The 18,513-nt window shown below is 39.6% G+C and carries 14 protein-coding genes and 1 pseudogene; 3 read left to right on the top strand and 12 right to left on the bottom strand.

Features of this window, described 5'->3' with window-relative positions:
- The first annotated feature begins 71 nt into the window (after positions 1-71).
- On the top strand, positions 72-1,766 hold the full coding sequence (locus H6G68_RS14235; RefSeq protein ID WP_190907232.1) for a putative bifunctional diguanylate cyclase/phosphodiesterase: 1,695 nt from the start codon (positions 72-74) through the stop codon (positions 1,764-1,766).
- 153 nt (positions 1,767-1,919) lie between these two features.
- Here H6G68_RS14235 and H6G68_RS14230 read toward each other — a convergent pair whose 3' ends face one another.
- The 4 genes and pseudogenes from H6G68_RS14230 to H6G68_RS14215 form a co-directional block, all read right to left on the bottom strand.
- Positions 1,920-2,543 (bottom strand): hypothetical protein, encoded by a 624-nt coding sequence (locus tag H6G68_RS14230; protein ID WP_190907281.1) that lies wholly within the window; start codon positions 2,541-2,543, stop codon positions 1,920-1,922.
- Positions 2,544-2,557: 14 nt separating this feature from the next.
- Positions 2,558-3,262 (bottom strand): cadmium resistance transporter, encoded by a 705-nt coding sequence (locus H6G68_RS14225; RefSeq protein ID WP_190907231.1) that lies wholly within the window; start codon positions 3,260-3,262, stop codon positions 2,558-2,560.
- Between the two features lie 272 nt (positions 3,263-3,534).
- The gene (locus H6G68_RS14220; RefSeq protein WP_190907230.1) at positions 3,535-4,143 is read right to left on the bottom strand and encodes a DUF1003 domain-containing protein; all 609 of its coding nucleotides are present in this window, start codon (positions 4,141-4,143) and stop codon (positions 3,535-3,537) included.
- 214 nt (positions 4,144-4,357) lie between these two features.
- A pseudogene (locus H6G68_RS14215) lies at positions 4,358-4,478 on the bottom strand (LysR family transcriptional regulator); the annotation flags it as partial.
- 447 nt (positions 4,479-4,925) lie between these two features.
- Between H6G68_RS14215 and H6G68_RS14210 the strand changes: the two are divergent.
- Complete coding sequence (locus H6G68_RS14210; protein WP_190907229.1) at positions 4,926-5,348, top strand: YidH family protein; 423 nt, start codon at positions 4,926-4,928, stop codon at positions 5,346-5,348.
- A 163-nt stretch (positions 5,349-5,511) separates the two neighbouring features.
- Here H6G68_RS14210 and pstB read toward each other — a convergent pair whose 3' ends face one another.
- The 6 genes from pstB to H6G68_RS14180 form a co-directional block, all read right to left on the bottom strand.
- A complete protein-coding gene (gene pstB, locus H6G68_RS14205; protein WP_190907228.1) occupies positions 5,512-6,342 on the bottom strand; it encodes a phosphate ABC transporter ATP-binding protein PstB in 831 nt (276 codons plus the stop codon).
- 71 nt (positions 6,343-6,413) lie between these two features.
- Complete coding sequence (gene pstA, locus H6G68_RS14200; RefSeq protein WP_190907227.1) at positions 6,414-7,313, bottom strand: phosphate ABC transporter permease PstA; 900 nt, start codon at positions 7,311-7,313, stop codon at positions 6,414-6,416.
- 5 nt (positions 7,314-7,318) lie between these two features.
- Positions 7,319-8,260, bottom strand: coding sequence for a phosphate ABC transporter permease subunit PstC (gene pstC / locus H6G68_RS14195; protein WP_190907226.1), 942 nt, complete (start codon positions 8,258-8,260; stop codon positions 7,319-7,321).
- Between the two features lie 29 nt (positions 8,261-8,289).
- Positions 8,290-9,291, bottom strand: coding sequence for a PstS family phosphate ABC transporter substrate-binding protein (locus H6G68_RS14190; RefSeq protein ID WP_190907225.1), 1,002 nt, complete (start codon positions 9,289-9,291; stop codon positions 8,290-8,292).
- Between the two features lie 56 nt (positions 9,292-9,347).
- Positions 9,348-10,505, bottom strand: coding sequence for a sulfate ABC transporter substrate-binding protein (locus H6G68_RS14185; protein WP_190907224.1), 1,158 nt, complete (start codon positions 10,503-10,505; stop codon positions 9,348-9,350).
- Between the two features lie 454 nt (positions 10,506-10,959).
- A complete protein-coding gene (locus H6G68_RS14180) occupies positions 10,960-13,461 on the bottom strand; it encodes a heavy metal translocating P-type ATPase (RefSeq protein ID WP_190907223.1) in 2,502 nt (833 codons plus the stop codon).
- Between the two features lie 139 nt (positions 13,462-13,600).
- Here H6G68_RS14180 and H6G68_RS14175 point away from each other — a divergent pair, with 139 nt between their 5' ends.
- Complete coding sequence (locus H6G68_RS14175) at positions 13,601-14,002, top strand: ArsR/SmtB family transcription factor (protein ID WP_190907222.1); 402 nt, start codon at positions 13,601-13,603, stop codon at positions 14,000-14,002.
- Between the two features lie 322 nt (positions 14,003-14,324).
- Here H6G68_RS14175 and H6G68_RS14170 read toward each other — a convergent pair whose 3' ends face one another.
- Both H6G68_RS14170 and H6G68_RS14165 read right to left on the bottom strand, forming a co-directional pair.
- Positions 14,325-15,881: an NAD(P)H-quinone oxidoreductase subunit N gene (locus H6G68_RS14170; RefSeq protein WP_190907221.1), complete on the bottom strand. Its 1,557-nt coding sequence runs from the start codon at positions 15,879-15,881 to the stop codon at positions 14,325-14,327.
- Positions 15,882-16,648: 767 nt separating this feature from the next.
- Positions 16,649-18,067 carry a serine/threonine protein kinase gene (locus tag H6G68_RS14165; protein WP_190907220.1) on the bottom strand — a complete coding sequence of 473 codons (1,419 nt, stop codon included), beginning with the start codon at positions 18,065-18,067 and terminating at the stop codon, positions 16,649-16,651.
- Positions 18,068-18,513 lie beyond the last annotated feature (446 nt).

The raw sequence follows: 18,513 nt of genomic DNA, 5'->3' as shown, positions 1-18,513 counted from the left end.
CAACTTTTCCCAAATAGATATCACACATCCTGCTGATTTTTTATAAAATTTACAATCTTCACACAAAATTTATGCAGCGTTATCAAAAACTTTATCTATACTCATCCTTAGATCGTTTTAGATTGGTTAAAAAAAGTTATACTGCCAAAATTATGTTGGTGGCGTTTTTAGGTACGCACATTCCACTTTTGGCATTACTCTTTAGTTTCGTCATCTCCAATTCCTTTTCTATGGAGATGGTAGTGCGAGTTCTGTTAATTGCTCTGTTCGCAACTTTAGTAGGTACAGGAGTTACTCTCTTTATCCTCAACTACTTGCTTGCTCCAGTCATTTTGACATCTAAAGCTTTACAAGACTATATGAGTCATCAAGCTTTACCCAAATTGCCAACAAAATTCGCCGACGAAGCTGGAACTTTGATGGCAGATACTGCACACACTCTTCACAAGTTAGATGAATTAATTCACTACATTACTAACTACAACAGCATCACTGGACTACCTAACCGGGATTTGTTTAGCGATCGCGTCTACCACACCATATTACAATCCCATAGTCATGAGTGGATCATAGCTTTACTTTTATTTAGTATTGATGATTTTGCCAGCATAAATCATGGTCTAGGGAATGAAAAATCAAATGTGCTGTTAAGAGAAGTTGCCCAACGTTTAAGTACCTGCATAGGGAAAACAGATATTCTTGGACATATCAACAGAGATGAATTTGTGATTGCTAGAACAGAAATACCTTCTTTTGAGAATTTGATCAAATTATCCCAATTGCTACAGAATAGCATTGCCAAACCTTTCTTAATAGAAGGAAGCCAGATTCATATTACAGTCAGTTTTGGGATTACAATCAATAGCATAGATGATCCTGAAAGTGTAGAAAAACTTTTGCAAGAAGCTAATATAGCACTTTACCAAGCTACCCAACAAGGACGTAGCCAATACCAATTTTATTCATCAGATATTAATGATCAATTACATGAGCGACTGGAATTAGAAAATGAATTACATGGAGCCTTAGAACGCGGAGAAATAATTGTTTATTACCAACCCATGATTGATTTGCATAGCGGACAAATAACCGGAATGGAGGCGTTAGTTCGCTGGCAACATAGCACCAAAGGTTTGATTTCTCCAGTCAAGTTTATTCCCATTGCGGAAGCAAATGGTTTAATCGTCCCCATTGGTGAATGGGTATTGCGAAGTGCCTGCACTCAAATCAGAAATTGGCAACTTGCAGGACTTCCGCCAATTCGCATATCAGTAAATCTCTCAGCTCGGCAATTTGAAGAACCAAATCTAGTGAATGTTGTCAGTCAAATTCTTGAAGAGACGGAACTAGACGCGTCTTATTTAGAATTGGAAGTAACAGAAAGCTTCTTAATCGCTGATATTCAGAACTCTATAACTACCCTCAAGCAATTACGAGAACTTGGTATATTGCTGGCTTTAGATGACTTTGGCACTGGGTATTCTTCCCTCAATTACTTAAAACGTTTACCTGTCCATATTCTGAAGATTGATAAATCATTTGTACAAGATGTAACATCTAATCCTGATAGTGCAGCGGTGACAAATGCCATCATTGCTTTAGCTAAAAGCCTGCGATTAAACATTACAGCCGAAGGGATAGAAACGGAAGAACAGCTTAACTACTTACAGAAACGGGGATGTGATGAAGGTCAGGGGTATTATATCAGTCGTCCTGCACCGGCTGAGACAATTGTGCAAATGCTCAAGAGTATTTCTCAAAATTAGAACTTACAAAGCAGATAGAAGCGAGGTGAGAAAAAAGATTATAAAATGAAGTGCGGAAAATAGGTTATGGGGCTGGATGTAGAAACCAGCCCTACTGCTACGCCAACGCAGAAGCAAGCTAAAACGAATTAAGGGTTAGTAGTTCATCCAAGATTAGTCAATGAGTTGTGGACTAGGAATATGGGAATCGATATCTGCTTGAGATAAGGTGGGTATTAACCAGTTGCCTTCACCCGTTTTGAAGATTTTGGCAGGTTCAACATTCAATTCAATTGCACCAGTGGCAGGATTGGTTTTAGCGACTGACTGTGTACCATCGACAAACTTAAGAGCTATCGCTTCAGTCAGTTGTTGTGGTTCAGTATTGGGACTGAGAACTACCTGAGTACCTGCGGGCAAGTAAATACCATCGCAATCCCAATCATCATCTGTGATTTGTCCTGCCGCTAAGAAGTAAAGTTGAGTGGGATATTTTTTCCCTTTACTAGCATAGACAGCCAATGTCTTTCCTGTTTGATTACGGCACTGCGCCCGCTTGTTGGCAGTTTCGATGATTGTCTTCTGAGACTGTAATTGAGCTAGCCGTTGCTGAAATTGTTCGGGTGTATAGCCAGCTTGTTCAGGGGTATCTTTAACTTGGAGCAATTCATTGAGTGCTTGAGTCACCTCAGCGTAGTCAGCCCCTTTGGTAAAATCCTTGGCTGCCCAAGAAGGTTGAGCAATCATGAGGTTGACGATAAATACAAGAGCAACAAGAACTATTTTGAAAAACTGCATATTTTTTTTCAGCATTACAAACTTTGAGTTTTGAACTTGGAATTTTGAACTATTTTGATTAGTCCCATTAAACACAGGCAGCTAGTCGCTAAAGCAATGGGAGTCAGGGAGGCGCTGTCTAGTATAATAAACACACCTAAGCCTATTAATACAAAGGGAACAAGATTGTTACCGTAGCGGGTTAGCAAATCAGCGATCGCACTTTGGCAGGTAATTTTGTATGTTACATAGCACCAAACCCCAACTAATAATAAGAAGACTGCAATGATTACCAGCAAACTAGAGAGAGCCGTATGAGCAAACAATGGCATATAGATACCTACATTATCACTGCCATTGGCGATGGTAATAGCCGCCACACTATAGGCTTGAGGAGATACAAAACTAGCAAAGGCAGAAGAATGATTCAACTCGAATTCCGATTCCGTCTCGGATGATGAATCACTTTCTGGATTCAGTAGTCGATTGAGTCCGATAGTGACAGGTACTAAACCCAGAAGTCCAACCCAATGGGATGGTAATACTAAACCTCCCAAAAAACCAACCATGCTAGCAATAATTAAAGTACAGAAGCCCAGATATTGACCGATCACGATGTGGCGACGACGGAAAGTTGCATTCACCTGAGAAAATAACAGGGTGAGGATGACTAAATCATCAAGGTTTGTAGCGGTAAAAGCTGTAATTCCCGTGGGAATGGCAGTCAACAATTCTTCCATTTCTATTTCTCCTCAATCTTCTTGTTGGACTTGTTTCAGCTAGTATTAGGTTATGTCTGCAAATGCTTATAAAACTGCAATACATGAAGTGTAAAACTTATAAAGTTAACCACTGAACTGGCTGGCATTAAAGCAACTATTCTTTTTTATCAAAATGTTTAAAGGACAGTTTTAATTCTAATTGTAGAGATTCTAACCTAGAAATGCATCGAGTCAATTAATATTCAAACTGTCATTCTCTGGGGTAATAAAAAACTACTTGGGACTAAATCTTATCGATGAGTCAGTTTATCAACAATTTTGTGATTGTCGCCAATTGTTTGGTCAACAGTAAAAAGTTTATTACTAGAAGTTTCTTTGGGGAACTTGCTATTATTCTGCACATGGAGTCCGGGTAATATAGCTACTTTCAGTTCTTTATTTTCTTTAGTAGCAGGTACTAAAACTACCCTCAATTCATTAAGAACTTGTTGTTGCTCTTTGACAATTTGAGTTAATTCGTTTAGCTGTCTAGTGTGTAATTCATCCAATTTTTCATGGAGAAGTTCAATATTTTGTCCTGCTCTCAGATTCACTTGGTGATCAATATCAGCATTTATGCGATCTGTATCAGACTGACGATTCTGACTCATTAAGACGATGGGAGCGGTGTAGGCTGAAGCAAATGAAAACACTAAATTAAGCATCATGAACGGTGACTCATCCCAGTGGGGAACCCCAGGCATTAAGTTGATTCCCACCCACCCTGCTAACACAGTGCTTTGGCAAATGAGAAACTTCCAAGAACCTACTTGTGCTGCGAATTTATCTGCAAGGCGTTGTCCGCGAGTCAATTCTTCTGTAGCGTTGTTTTGGACTATGTTTGTGTTAGCGAGTTTCATTTTGCACCTGTTTGTATTATTTCAATCTCTGTTTGACCTCATGACATTCAATGTACGCTGATCAAACGATAGAAGCAAATACTCTTTCTTTTTAAAACGATAAATAAAAGTGATGCTATAAGCTTTGATATAAAACAAACTGATGAAAAATCCCCCGTTTTTAGCGGAGGATTTGTTTGGGATGGAAAAACTTGATACCGTATTCTTGCTCTCAGCTTTGAATCGCTGCACTTACCACAGGTTGTAGTAATATAAAGTTCCTCTGCTGCACGGGTAAATAGGTGTTCCGCCAAAGCTATAAAGATGCGTAGCTGATCTAGGTTCATTTCTGCCATTTTTAACTGCCTCTTCAAAATATTGTTCAAAAGTTAATCATTTATTTTTATGCTTTCGACAAAAAAAATCATTTGATTCTATGGGTTGGGAAGTATAAAGTATAAATTAGGGCTTGAACATCAAAATCAACAAGCAGAGGTAAAATTTGTAATATTGGGTTTCAATGAAGAAGTACTTCCTTCCTAAATGTAGAGAAATTATCTATAAATTCTTTACGTAAATTTAGCGGAAGCTCACATAGAATTTGTATAAAATGCCGTCGAGCTTTTGATACTTGTGTTCTGAAAAAATTTACATTAAAATAACTTTTGATAAAGATGTATAAGTACACAAAATATATTCAGTCACTGCGATTGTCGTACTGGAAACAAATTTTTTGGAAGCTAATCAGTAATTGTCTTGAGATTTTTGGGAAAACAGGCTCCTTGGGGTTAAGGGTATTATCGATGCAGTTAAAGTTCAAACCAACAGAAGAAGATAAGAAAAAACCAGGAAGACAGAATCCGTCGCGTATCCGTGACCACCTGGCAAATGAACGTACTTACCTAGCCTGGATGCGAACAGCGATCGCTCTGTTGGGTTTTGGTGTCGTGATCGTGCGTCTGCGTGTTTTTCAAACACCACTGATACCCCATCTAGGTACTGGATGGAAGTTAGGTTTAGTATTTTCTCTAGTGGGTTTGCTGACAGTTTGGCTTTCCACAACACACTATTTTGCCGTCCGTCGTCATATTGAGGAAGATACTTATGAACCTACAGATCGTTGGGTAATTCTTTTCAGTTTGGCGATTATGATTTTAGGATCTGGTGTAGTTTATTTTGTATTTACTACACCTTTAAATCCAATGAGTCTAATCATATCTGATTGATAGTCAATCTTAATATCTTGAATGGGGGGACAACTCCGCCAAAAATAGCATTTAGCTCAACTAAATCTTTGACAATGTATGACATGATCAAAGCAGAAATAGAAAAGCTTCAAGCCTAGATTTTAAATCGGGTTTTTCTCTCTTGTTTTACCCCCCATTTTCCTTAACCGAAGCGTCCGCTGATATAGTCCTCAGCTTCTTTGGTTTGAGGAGAACTGAACATTTGAGTTGTCGGACTGAACTCGACTAATTTACCACGACGTTTGCCATAATCATCAATTTCTGTATTGAAGAAAGCGGTGAAATCTGCAACTCTAGAAGCTTGCTGCATATTGTGAGTCACCATGATGATGGTGTATTGCTCTTTGAGTTCTAAGCAGAGTTCTTCTACTTGGCGGCTAGAAATTGGGTCAAGAGCAGAGCATGGTTCATCCATCAATAATACATCTGGCTTCATAGCGATCGCACGAGCAATGCAAAGCCGTTGCTGTTGTCCACCAGATAAAGCTGTTCCCTTCTCTTTTAATTTGTCTTTGACTTCATTCCAAATAGCAGCGCGTCTGAGGGAATCTTCCACTAATTCATCAATATTGCCTTTATAACCGTTAGCACGGGGACCAAAAGCAATATTTTCATGTATTGACTTAGGAAAAGGATTTGGTCTTTGAAAAACCATTCCTACTTGACGGCGTAATTTCACAGAATTGATTTTAGGGTCGTAAATATTGCGATCGCGGTAATTCAATCTTCCATCAACTTTAGCTCCAGGAATTAAATCATTCATGCGGTTGAAGCAACGTAAAAGGGTACTTTTTCCACATCCTGAAGGACCAATAAAAGCAATAATTTGTTTTTCAGGGATTTGCAAATACACATCTACAAGTGCCAAAAATCCCCCATAAAAAACTTTCACCCCTTCAACATTGAACACCGTATTAATTTGCTGATTACTTGTGATATTACCCGATTGATTTCTACTATTACTGTATGCCATATCTGCCTCCTAATAACTATCAATTCATCTGTGTTTATCTGCGTTTATCTGCGTTTTCTTATGCTTGTAAATTAACGGATTGAAAAGCGTTGACGAATATAAATTGCCACACCATTTAAAGTTAAAATCAACAGCAACAAAGCAATAATTGTCGCTGCGGCTGCACTAGCAAAACCCGGTTCAGGACGAGTGATATAACTGTAAATTTGAATGGGTAATGCCATAAATCGCTGAAACAAACCAGGATTAAAAGTAAGAAAACCCACAGCACCGACCACAATTAGAGACGCTGCATCACCAATAGCGCGGGATACAGAAATAATCACCCCTGTTAAAATACCGGGAATAGCATAGGGGATGACATGATTACTGATAGTTTTCCATTTGGTGACACCTAAGCCATAAGAAGCATTTCTCAGAGAATCTGGAACGGCGCGAATTGCTTCTCTAGAGGTGACAATAATGACTGGTAAAGACAGCAAAGATAAAGTTAACGCACCAGAAATCAAAGCTGGCCCAAACCCAAGCAAATAATTAAAAACTCCTAAACCGAGCAATCCATAAACAATAGAAGGCACACCAGCTAGATTGCTGATATTAATCTCCACAATTGCTGTCCACCAAGCTTTAGGAGCATACTCTTCGAGATATAAAGCTGCTCCTACACCAATGGGAACAGTAACAAAAATTACAACAAGTCCCAATAGAATGCTGCTAACAATAGCCGGACGGATACCACCTTGGTCTGGAAAACGAGAAGGAGTTTCTGTGAGAAATCCTGGGGACAAAAATCTACCTAATCCGTCTCCTAAAATATCAAAAAGTAGCAAAGCTAGGACAAATATCCCAATCAGCAAACCGATTAAAAAAATTACTTCAAATACTTTTCCTAAGCTTTCCCTTTGGTCAACATTATCAGTAAATTCTGCTGAAGATGTAAATGAATCCTGTTCTTGATAACTAGTAGCCATACTTATTACTCGTACTTTTCCTTATAACGATTAGCAATCCAGTAACTAACAATATTCAAAGATAGGGTAAGCACAAACAAAACTGCACCTACAGCATATAAAGTCTTGAAATTGAGACTTCCACGCGGACTATCTCCACCAGAAATTTGTGCCATGTAAGCTGTCATTGTTGCTATTGATTCTGCAAAGCTAATAGTCAGCTTTGGCTGTAGTCCGGCGGCGATAAGGACAGTCATTGTTTCACCTACAGCACGAGAAATACCCAAAATAATCGAGGCGATAATTCCCGAAAGTGCGGCTGGTAAGACTACTTTAAAAATAGTCTCCAGTTTAGTAATCCCTAAAGCATAAGCTCCTTCCCGCAAAGACCGGGGAACTGATTTAATAGCATCTAAGCTAATAGAGCCAACGGTAGGAGTAATCATGATTCCCATCATTACCCCCGCACTCAAGGAATTGAATATTTCTAAAGGGATAATATGCCGCAGCAATGGTGTCAAAAACAATAGTGCAAAGTAACCATATACTACAGTTGGTACCCCTGCTAAAAGTTCTACTGCTGGACGTAACACTGCTGCTACTTTGGGTTGAGCATATTCACTTAAGTAAATAGCAGAACATAAACCCAAAGGAATCGCAACTAACATGGCAATAGCTGTAGTCAAGAAAGTACCATTAATTAAAGGCCAAATGCCAAAATGTCTCTCTGCAAATAGAGGTGTCCATTTAGTATCAAGAAAGAATTGAGCAAAGGAAACTTCTTGGAAAAAACCAAATGTCTCCTGAAAAATAATTAAGACAATACCAAAGGTAGTCAAAACAGAAACTAAAGCACAAGCAAATAAAATCGTTCCCACAATCTTTTCTGATATATCTTCAGATATATTTTTATCTAGTGATTGTCTGGGTATTAAATAATGATCATCTTGAGAAGTGTGATTTTGCATAAATAGTGAAGTTTTGATTGGATATTTTTCTAAAGAAAGTTTGTAATTGGTTCACCAGGTTTAGCTTTTTGAAACTTTGTCCCAGTTTCACCAGCAGCAAATTTTTGTTTGACTTTGACGTAAGCTTCATCAGGTAGGGCTACATATCCAGCACTATCTACCCATTTCCAAGAATTTTCTAGATAAAAATCCACAAATTCTTTGACTGCTGGCTTATTATCTAAAGATATTTTGCTCACATAAATAAAGAGGGGACGAGACAAAGGTGTATAAGTATTTTTGAGGACATTATCTAAGGGAACTGGTTTTTTACATTCTCCTTTGAGATTTTCGATAGCCACTAAATTGAGTTTTTCTTGGTTTTGAATGTAGTAAGATATGCCCACATAGGCTAATGCTGATTCATCACCAGAAACACCTTGCACTAGTAGATTTTGATTATGACTAGGAGTGTAATCAGTACGCCCATTTTTGGCTTTGCCAGTAACAGCTTGAGTTAAATAATCAAACGTTCCTGTATCAGAAGCTGGAGCATAAAGTTTCAATGGCAGCTTAGGAAACTTAGGATTAACTTGATCCCAACTCAATATTTTTCCGTCTGATTTAGCACTCCAAATAGTTTTCATCTCCTTAATAGTTAGACATTTAGCAAAGTCGTTTTTACGATTTGCAATTACAGCTACACCATCTAAACCTATAGGTAACTCTACAAACTCAATCTTCTTACTTTGACATTTTTTGATTTCTTCATTTCTGATGGTACGAGAAGCACCAACAATATCAATATCACCATTACAAAACTTACTGAAACCGCCACCTGTTCCACTGGAAGCAACGCTAACTTTTGCTGTGGATTTAACTTTCTGGTATTCTTCTGCAACTGCTAAAGAAATGGGAAAACCTACGGCTGCACCATCAATGCTTACCTGACTTTTCAATTCCTGTCCACTGTTACAACCACTGATGGTACTGGCAATAACCACTAAAGATGTGAAGCAAAAGCTATCTTTAAATCGGCGATGGAAGCTCATAAAATATCAATTTATATTCAGTGAATATTGGCAAATAGAAAATACTGGATTAACTATCATGCTTTATTAGCAGATTGAACTTTGTCAAAAATTGCCCCATCTTGAAAAAACTTTTTCTGGATAAGTTCCCAACCACCTAAATCTTGAGAGGTAAATAAAGTTTGAATTGGCGGTTGCTGTGCTGCTACTTCTTGGGTGACGGTGGGGTTAACAGGACGATACTGTAATTTGGCAAATTCCCGTTGAGCTTCTGTTGAGTAGAGAAAATCAACAAATGCTTGGGCAACTTTTCTCGTACCGTGTTTATCAACATTTTTATCAACTACGGTTACAGGATTATCAATAGAAATATTAATTTGAGGTACAATATAAGGTAACTTAGTTCCATTTTTTCCTGCTAAAATTACCTCATTTTCGTAGTTAATTAAAACATCTCCTTGATTCTGTTGAAAAAATAAATCGCTGGCTTCACGAGCATCTTTTGTCAGCACAGGAGTATGTTTATAAACTTTGGTGATATAATCTAATGCTGTTGCTTCATCGCCACCTGTTAAAGTCACCGAACCCCAGAAAGCCAAGAATTCCCAGATAGCAATACCAGAAGTTTTCGGGTTAGCTGCAATTATTTTCACGCCATCTTTTGCCAAGTCTTCCCAACTGTTGATGCCTTTGGGGTTGCCTTCGCGGGTGACAATTGCAGCAACGGATCTGCTCACAATACCACTTCTTGGAGATTTGATTTCCCAACCTGATTTAATCAAACCTGCTTGCTGAATTTTGATGACATCTAAGGGCAGTGCTAAATGTACTATATCTGCTTCTTGGGAACCTGAAATAATTTCCGCCGTTTGAGCGCCAGAACCCCCATAAGTCGCTTCAATTGTGACGTTTTGGTTATGCTCTTGCTTCCATTTTTCTACAAATTTGGGGATTATTTGGTCATGAGCAGCTTTGGTGACAGAGAAAGACGCAAGCTTGAGTTTTACATCACCTTTGGTAGCGAAACTATTTCCAGAGCAGGAAGCGATCGCTATACTCAAAACAGTACCTATAAGAAAAATACTGACAAAGCTGCCTATATTCCGGTTTTTTAACCAGCGGGGAATTATGTGTTGGTATAAAATTTGTATAGTCTGCAAAATTCTTACAAGATAAACTTGCATTTTCAGAATTAAGTAATTTCCTAAGTGCTTTGTATTTTGTGACTTGCTCATCAGGGTTTACTCCATAAACCACAGTATCTTGATCGAAATACCGTAATTTTATCAGTATAGAGCAATTACAAATAATATGTATCATCTAGCTTTAATTTTTTACTGAATCAGTAATCTTGTGTCTGGTTTAATACTTATTCTTATGGAACTGCACGGGGACACGGAAGAGGACACGGAGACGCGGGGACGCGGAGAGTTTTTTGATAAGCAATTAGCCGGACTTGATATATAGCCGTGGACAGGGTGGTTAGGACATCAATTGATAATGAAACTCCCACTATAAGAGGGTTTTACTCCTGACTCCTGACTCCTGACTCCTGCTATAACAACCAATGATTTGTATGGGGTTTTTCGTGAAATGGTAGAAAATAATGTCGATTGCTCAAAGCCTTAGAGCAACTGGGTTTCTCTCAGCACTTTTAGATAAGCAACGAGCTTTTTTGTTTAAGCCCCATTAAGGCAATTTAGCTTTAAACAGCCGCATCCCATTCGCCGTTACCAACAAGGAACTGCCGGTATCAGCTAAAACTGCAACTGCTAAACCGACAAACCCGAATGTGGCTAAAAGTAAAAATAGTGCTTTTGTCACCAATGAAAAGATAATATTTTGTTGAATTATCTTGACGGTACGGCGACTCAAATCAACAGCTGTAGCGAGTTTTCTTAAATCACCACTAACTAGTACAACATCAGCTGTTTCCAACGCCATATCTATTCCACCTACCGCAAAGCTGATATCCGCAGCCGCCAATGCAGGAGTATCATTTATACCATCACCCACCATGCCAACAATCCCAGAACGTCGCAGTTGTTGAATTATTTGCAGTTTATCTTCTGGTAACAGTTCTGCTTTATACTCTTTAATATCAAGCTGTTGGGCAATTTGCTGGGCAACCTGAGTGCGATCGCCTGTTAACATGACTAAATGTTGCAATCCCTGCTTTTTCAACAATCGCATAGCTTCTGTAGCCTCCAAGCGCAAGCCATCAGCCAGGGAAATCACACCTAATAAACCCTGGCTATTGCCGACTAAAACTGGAGTTTGTCCCCAATTTTCCATCTCACCCAAAAGAGATTTCGCAGCTAGTGATAAGGTGATACCTTGATCCACAAATAACCGCCGATTTCCCACAAAATACTGCTTTTCGCCAAAATTTGCGGCAATGCCTCTACCAGGATAAGCTATAAAATTCTGGGGATTCTCTAACTCTATTCCTTGCTCCCTGGCTTTTGCAACTATCGCCTTAGCTAAAGGATGTTCAGATTGTTGTTCCAAAGAACCGGCGATTAATAATATCTGCGTTGCACTCGCTTCCCCCAACTCCTTAACCTGAAGTACTACGGGTACACCTTGGGTCAGCGTTCCCGTTTTATCAAAAGCAAGACTGGTGAGTTTTCCAGCAGTTTCCAAGCTATTACCACCCTTGAATAGTATACCTTGACGGGTGGCTGCACCAATAGCGCTGACAATGGAAACAGGGGTAGAAATCACCAAAGCACAGGGACAAGCAATTACTAATAAAACTAGCGCTCGATAAAGCCAAACATTAAAGGATTGACCAAATACCAAGGGAGGAATTAAGGCCAGAGCGATCGCACTCACAATTACAATGGGTGTGTAAACTCCGGCAAACTTATCTACCCATTGCTGGGAAGGTGCGCGGCTTGATTGAGCAACTTCCACTAAGTGAACAATTTTCGCCACTGTTGTGTCAGCAGCAGTATGTGTGACTTTTACTTCTAAAAAGCCAGTTTGATTTAATGTTCCCGCAAAAACGCGATCGCCTATTTCTTTATCTTCAGGAATAGATTCTCCTGTAATTGGCGATTGGTCAATTGCTGAATTTCCCGATACTACCACTCCATCTAAAGCAACACGCTGTCCTGGACGAATTGTGAGAATTTCCCCAACTTGAATTTCTTCAACGCGCACACTTACTTCCTGAGAACCTCGCTTCAGGGTTGCAGTCGGTGGAGTCAAATTCATCAAGTTACTAATAGCATTGCGGGTACGACTGAAGGTGAAGATTTGCAGCGTTGTCCCCAAGGAAAATAGAAATATCACCAACGCCGCCTCAAACCAGTCTCCTAAAATTACTGCACCAATCACCGAAATCGTCATCAGCAAGTTCATATCGGCACGACGCAGGCGTAACTCCATCAAACCTGCTCGTGCAATGGGAAATCCAGCTACGATAATGCCAATGCCATAAAAAGCCCGTACAATCCAAATGGGTAGCGCCAAATACTGAGTTATCAAACCCAGAACTAAACCCAGTCCTGCTAAAATTACACTCAACCCCCGGCGGTTGTGAATCCAGAACTTCCAATTTGTCGGCCAGTTTGTCGGGTCTGTATTCTGAGTCTGCTGGCGAACTGGATGATGATGTTGGTGTTGGTGCTTGTGGTCATGAGAATGGAAATGACTGTGATTTGTGGAAGCCTCATGACTCTGCTCAACTGTATAACCTAAAGCTTTAATCCGGTTATAAATTGCCGTTTCATTAATTTGCTGAGGGTTATAGGATATTTCCGCTCTTTGGGTGGCAAAGCTGACTGATACCTCCAAAACACCTGCTATCTCCTGCAAACCAACCTCAACTGTCTTAGCACAACTACCACAATCCATGCCGCCAATTATAGTTTGTAGGCTTTGATTAGAAGCCACATCGACGTGATGATCGTGGTCGTGAGAACAGGAATGGCTGTGATGGGTAGCCGCTTCATGACTCTGCTCAACTATGTAACCTAAAGCTTTGATCCGGTCAAAAATAGTTTTCTCTGTGACTATCTGTGGGTCATAGGATACTTTGACTTTTTCTGTCGCAAAGCTTACAGATACTTCTGTCACACCACGTAATTGCTGTAAGCTGACTTCAATTGTTTTAGCGCAGCTTCCGCAGTCCATGCCACCAACCTGCAAAGCTTGAGTTTTAATGGAGGGAGTTTGAGTCATAGCAGCTTTACAAAAAAGGCTACAAAGTTAACTGTAATTATAATACGATAGTTGAACAACTGTTCAACTGTTTAAGAGGTACATTTTTAGTTAACATTAATATTGATATTGATTACCATTGCTGCCAAACAAAAAAGTGATGACTAAGCGAACTTCAAAATCAGAAAACGATTTACTACAAAGTGCTGATGCCACGCCCACTTGTGACAATCATTTGATACATCTAGATAATGTCCGCTTAACTCAGTCACAAATCCTACCTACAGATAAAGCGCAGCAGATGGCAGAAATCTTTGGGGTATTAGCAGATCCAAACCGTCTGCGTCTACTATCTGGTTTAGCAAACCAAGAATTGTGCGTTTGCGATTTAGCAGCGTTGATGAAAATGAGTGAATCAGCGGTTTGTCATCAACTAAGATTATTAAAAGCCATGCGTTTAGTCAGCTATCGTCGAGAAGGGCGAAATGTTTATTACAGTTTGGCTGACAGTCACATCATTAATTTATATAGTTCTTTAGCAGAACACCTGGACGAAGTGTAGATTTTAGATTTTAGATTTTCAATTGCTTAAAGCAAGCTATATGTAGACTTACGCTCTTAGCATTTTCTTAGAGAACACCAAAAAATAAATTTTCCAATTTCACAGAATCAAAACAACTTTTTTCCCTACCCTAAAAGCAATGGGGTATTTTTTTATTCGCAAGTCCCTTAGGCTATAGGTAATTGAAAATATAGCAACAGACAGGGCGGTTAGGACACCAACTGATTATAAAACCTAGACACCAAAAGACTTTTCAGACTGTTACCTGTCACCTGTTCCCTGTCACCTGCTATATCAATTACCTATTACCTATTACCGAGAATTACTCTGCTTGTTCAGTGATAATTGCACTTGCTTGAGTACTCGCAATTTTTTCAGCTTGCAATATGGGAGTATTGGCAACTGAATTATTTGCTAAGGTAAACAACGGATTTGACAAAATACCCGCTACGGTAGTAGCGATTAAAGTTGCTATCAAACCCACTTGTAAAGGTCTAAATCCAGGTAAATTCCAACTGATTTGGGGATAATTTTTGACCACGTCGGACATTTCTTGGGGTTCTTTGACTACCATCATCTTCACTACACGAATGTAGTAGTAGATGGAAACAACGCTGGTAACTAAGCCCAGCAAGACTAACCAGTAAAGACCGGCTTGCCAACCTGCCCAGAATAGGTAAATCTTCCCAAAAAACCCTGCTAGTGGGGGAATACCACCCAAGGATAAGAGAGAGATGCTTAATCCTAAAGTTAGAAGTGGGTCTTTTTGATACAAACCTGAGTATTCAGCTATTTGGTCGGTTCCTGTCCGCAAAGAGAACAGAATCACGCAAGTAAAGCCGCACAGGTTCATAAACAGGTAAACCAGTAGGTAAAATATCATACTGGAATATCCGGCATCAGTCCCAGCAATTAAGCCAATCATCACAAAACCTGCTTGGGCAATGGATGAATAAGCTAACATCCGTTTCATGCTGGTTTGGGCTAGAGCAACGACGTTACCTAAAACCATACTCAGCACAGCAAGGGCGGTGAAAACAAACCTCCATTCGTCAGCGACGAGGGGGAAAACTACCGTCAATAAGCGGATAGCGAGGGCAAAACCTGCTGCTTTGGAACCGACAGATAAAAAGGCGATTACTGGGGTGGGAGCGCCTTCATAAACGTCTGGTGTCCACTGGTGGAAGGGTGCAGCGGAGATTTTGAAACCAATACCTGCAATGACGAAAACGAGGGCAATTACTAAACCTAAAGATTGACTGACGTTAGCGGCAGCGATACCATTAGCGATCGCACTCAGTTCTGTTTGTCCACCGGATAAACCATACAGCAGTGAGACACCGTACAAAAATACTGCTGTACTGGAAGCTCCAATTAACAGATATTTCAGCGCCGCTTCATTGGAGCGAGGGTCACGCTTGGTATAACCTGTCAACAAATAAGAGGAAATACTCAGGGTTTCTAGGGAGATGAAAATCATCACTAATTCACTAGCACCTGATAAAAACATTCCTCCCAAAGTCGCAGTCATCAAAATGGCGATGAATTCGGCTAACGCAGTGCCACTCTGCTCAATGTAGCGAATTGACATCAATATTGTCACAACGGCAGACAGAGCAATGATACCGCGAAAGATAATACTGAGGTCGTCTCCATTAAAGCTACCAGTAAAGCCGATAGGATTGGTAGCATCCCATTGGAAGTATAGGGCGACAATTGCAGTCAGTAAACCTGCGATCGCTAGATATCCAATCCAGCGTGAAGATGTACGCCCCAAAATCAAATCAACAATCAAAACCCCTAAGAGGGTGATAATTACAATCCCCTCTGGTAAAATCGTTCCAGCATTTAACTGGGATGCAATATTAGCAAAATCCATGAGTTGTATAGGTTCTGGCGATTAGATATTAAGGCTAACTCTGTTCATTCTATCTATAGTTCTTGACCAAAATTGCATTTATCCGTATGTTTTAAACTCCCAGATGCCGGTTAGAGGTTAAACATAAATAATTCTACTTATAAATATAGAGCCATAATTTAACATATATTGCAATAGCCAAGGTGCTTAGGACACCAATTGTACTGCTAACGCACGGCGTTAGCCATTTAAAAAACCTAAACACTAAAAAACCTTTGAGACTGTCAAGAGTCACCTGCCATTCGGACTTATACCAATTCTGTATTAAAGATGCGCCAAATTCAAAGAGGAACGTTCGCGAAGCGTGGCGTTAGCCATACCACAGAGACGCAGAGGACACAGAGAAGAAAAAGACAAGGTTATAAAATTAAGCGCAGTCTCATAAAGAAATGGTATTAGGCAAAAAAAACCGATAAAATAGCCTCGAACGTATATCCCAAGGGAATTTTACATTGTTTTGATTGGTTTGTTGGTATATCTGGATTTCAGCAGTTTTTGGGCATTTGGTGTATTTCCCTGACCCTGCAAAGGTTTGAGGCTGATTTCTTCCTCAAAAATGTTGAAGTCTCGTTAGTAGAATCCCAAACTTTGCCAGTTAACTCAAGCCAAGACTTATTTCCAACTGTGCAGCTTATACCGAGAGAGCTTTTTTACATCCTTCCCGACTTGTCAAACATTCTCTAATCAGCAGGTCGCTGAAAAAAGCGATCCGAAATCTGGATTTGGTATTACCGCCAATTGGGGCGATAAGTTACATAGCACAAACCATAACGCTCTAACCCAAACTCTATTCCAAAACTCATCTGCAATATTGAGAGTTCTGTGGAAGTTGATTTTGGAATCACAAACCGAATATTTGTAAATGAATAAGACTCTCCATAATTGAGACGGTTTTTTTGCAATATATTAAACCTGGAATCAGGAAACTTTTCCCATTTTTGAGGTGAACCATAATAGGAAAGAAAAAAATTAAGAGAACGAAGATAAGTGAATTTTTTGTTAGGAAGATAATTATAAATAGTTGCCTTTTTTACAATTACTTCTACATAGTCAGGAAGAACCCGATACTCTCCCTCAAATGTTCCCTTCATCCCACAATCAGGGTATGGGTAAGAACTGTCCAAAGAAGATATATAAAAAGGGACAGGCTGGGAATCTGAGGAAGATTTTGGCTGTGAAGGGGATGGCTCCGATTTTAACTCTGGAGTTGGAGTAACAATGACTTGACTGGGGCTAGATTTAAAAAATCGAGGGATTTGAATCCCCACTAATCCCAGCAAAACAATTACGCCAACTATCAGTCCTGCTGTCTCAGTGGTTAATGATTGATTTTTTAATTGAGTAATTTGGATGAGTGCTTCCAAAGCAATAGCAGCATTAGGAAAGCGATTTTCCAGCCGAGGAGAAACCATCTTTTCTAACCAGACAACAAACTTGTGGTTTAACCCAGGTAAATGCTGCTTGACTTTTAGGCGATAATTCTCATCAATTAATTGACCAATATCGCTTGATTTTGTCTGCGTTAACAAAGCAATCAGCGTCATCCCCAGACTGTAAAGGTCAGACGCTTCTGTCAGTTGACGATTGAATAACTGTTCGGGTGGCATAAAGCCTAACGTGCCTTTGATGACACTACTTGCGGTTAGTTCTCTTCCTCCGATTTGAGCAAACCCAAAATCCACTAAGTAAACTTTTATCTCTTGTCCAAAACGATTAACCAGGATATTTTCGGGTTTAATGTCCCGATGAATTACTGGGGGATTTCGCTGTTGTAAATATACTAAAATCTGTAAAACAGCAATTGCGATTTGCTTAACTTCTGCTGGATTGAAGTATCGTTGTTTAGCTAAGGAAAGGGCTTTTTTATATTCCTGAACTAGACAAAAGCCAGTAGGAGTTTCAAATGAATCGAGGTAACGAGGAATATTAGGATGATGGAGTTGTTTGAGTATCTCGGCTTCTTTTTCATATGCCTTGTAGTCTGACCAATTAGAACCAGACTGAGCAAACTGAAACTGCTTGATAACAACAGAGACCTCAGTATGTATGTCCGTAGCTAAGTAGGTTACACGACCGCCTGCGTGATTTTGTCCTAGCTCTCGTTCGACTCGATAGCCATGAGCGCAGAAATCTGGTAAGTTGCTCATCAACTTAAAAATTAAAAATAGCTTTAATTAATTTAGGACTTACGCAAGATGTAACTGAAAACCTGATTCTTGCGTAGTGGTAATTCATGAATTACCGCTACTTTCATTCGGTTTTGCGTAAGTCCTGTAATTATTGAATCTTTTTATAACATTAAAACATCAGACTGACAAAGCATACCAATTGCTAGTTAGTCGTCCCTGAAAATATGAATGATTAGGCAACGATAAATCCAAATCTAAACATTGAGAATTTCCCCCTTTTCTGGGTGTTATTGATAACCGATTGCACGAAATTTTACAAGAGTTAGATAAACGATGTAAAAGCCCCTTGGGATAGGGAGCGATGCGATTTTGTGAGATGCCTTGCTTCGTTTGGGCAGGGGGCAGGGAGCAGGGAGCAGGGGGCAGGGGGATTAGAAATTAGCGTTTTATGAGCCAAGGAGATG

It is taken from the genome of Anabaena catenula FACHB-362, assembly GCF_014698735.1.
GTDB lineage: Bacteria > Cyanobacteriota > Cyanobacteriia > Cyanobacteriales > Nostocaceae > Anabaena > Anabaena variabilis_A.
This window is presented reverse-complemented; position numbering and strand designations above follow the sequence as displayed.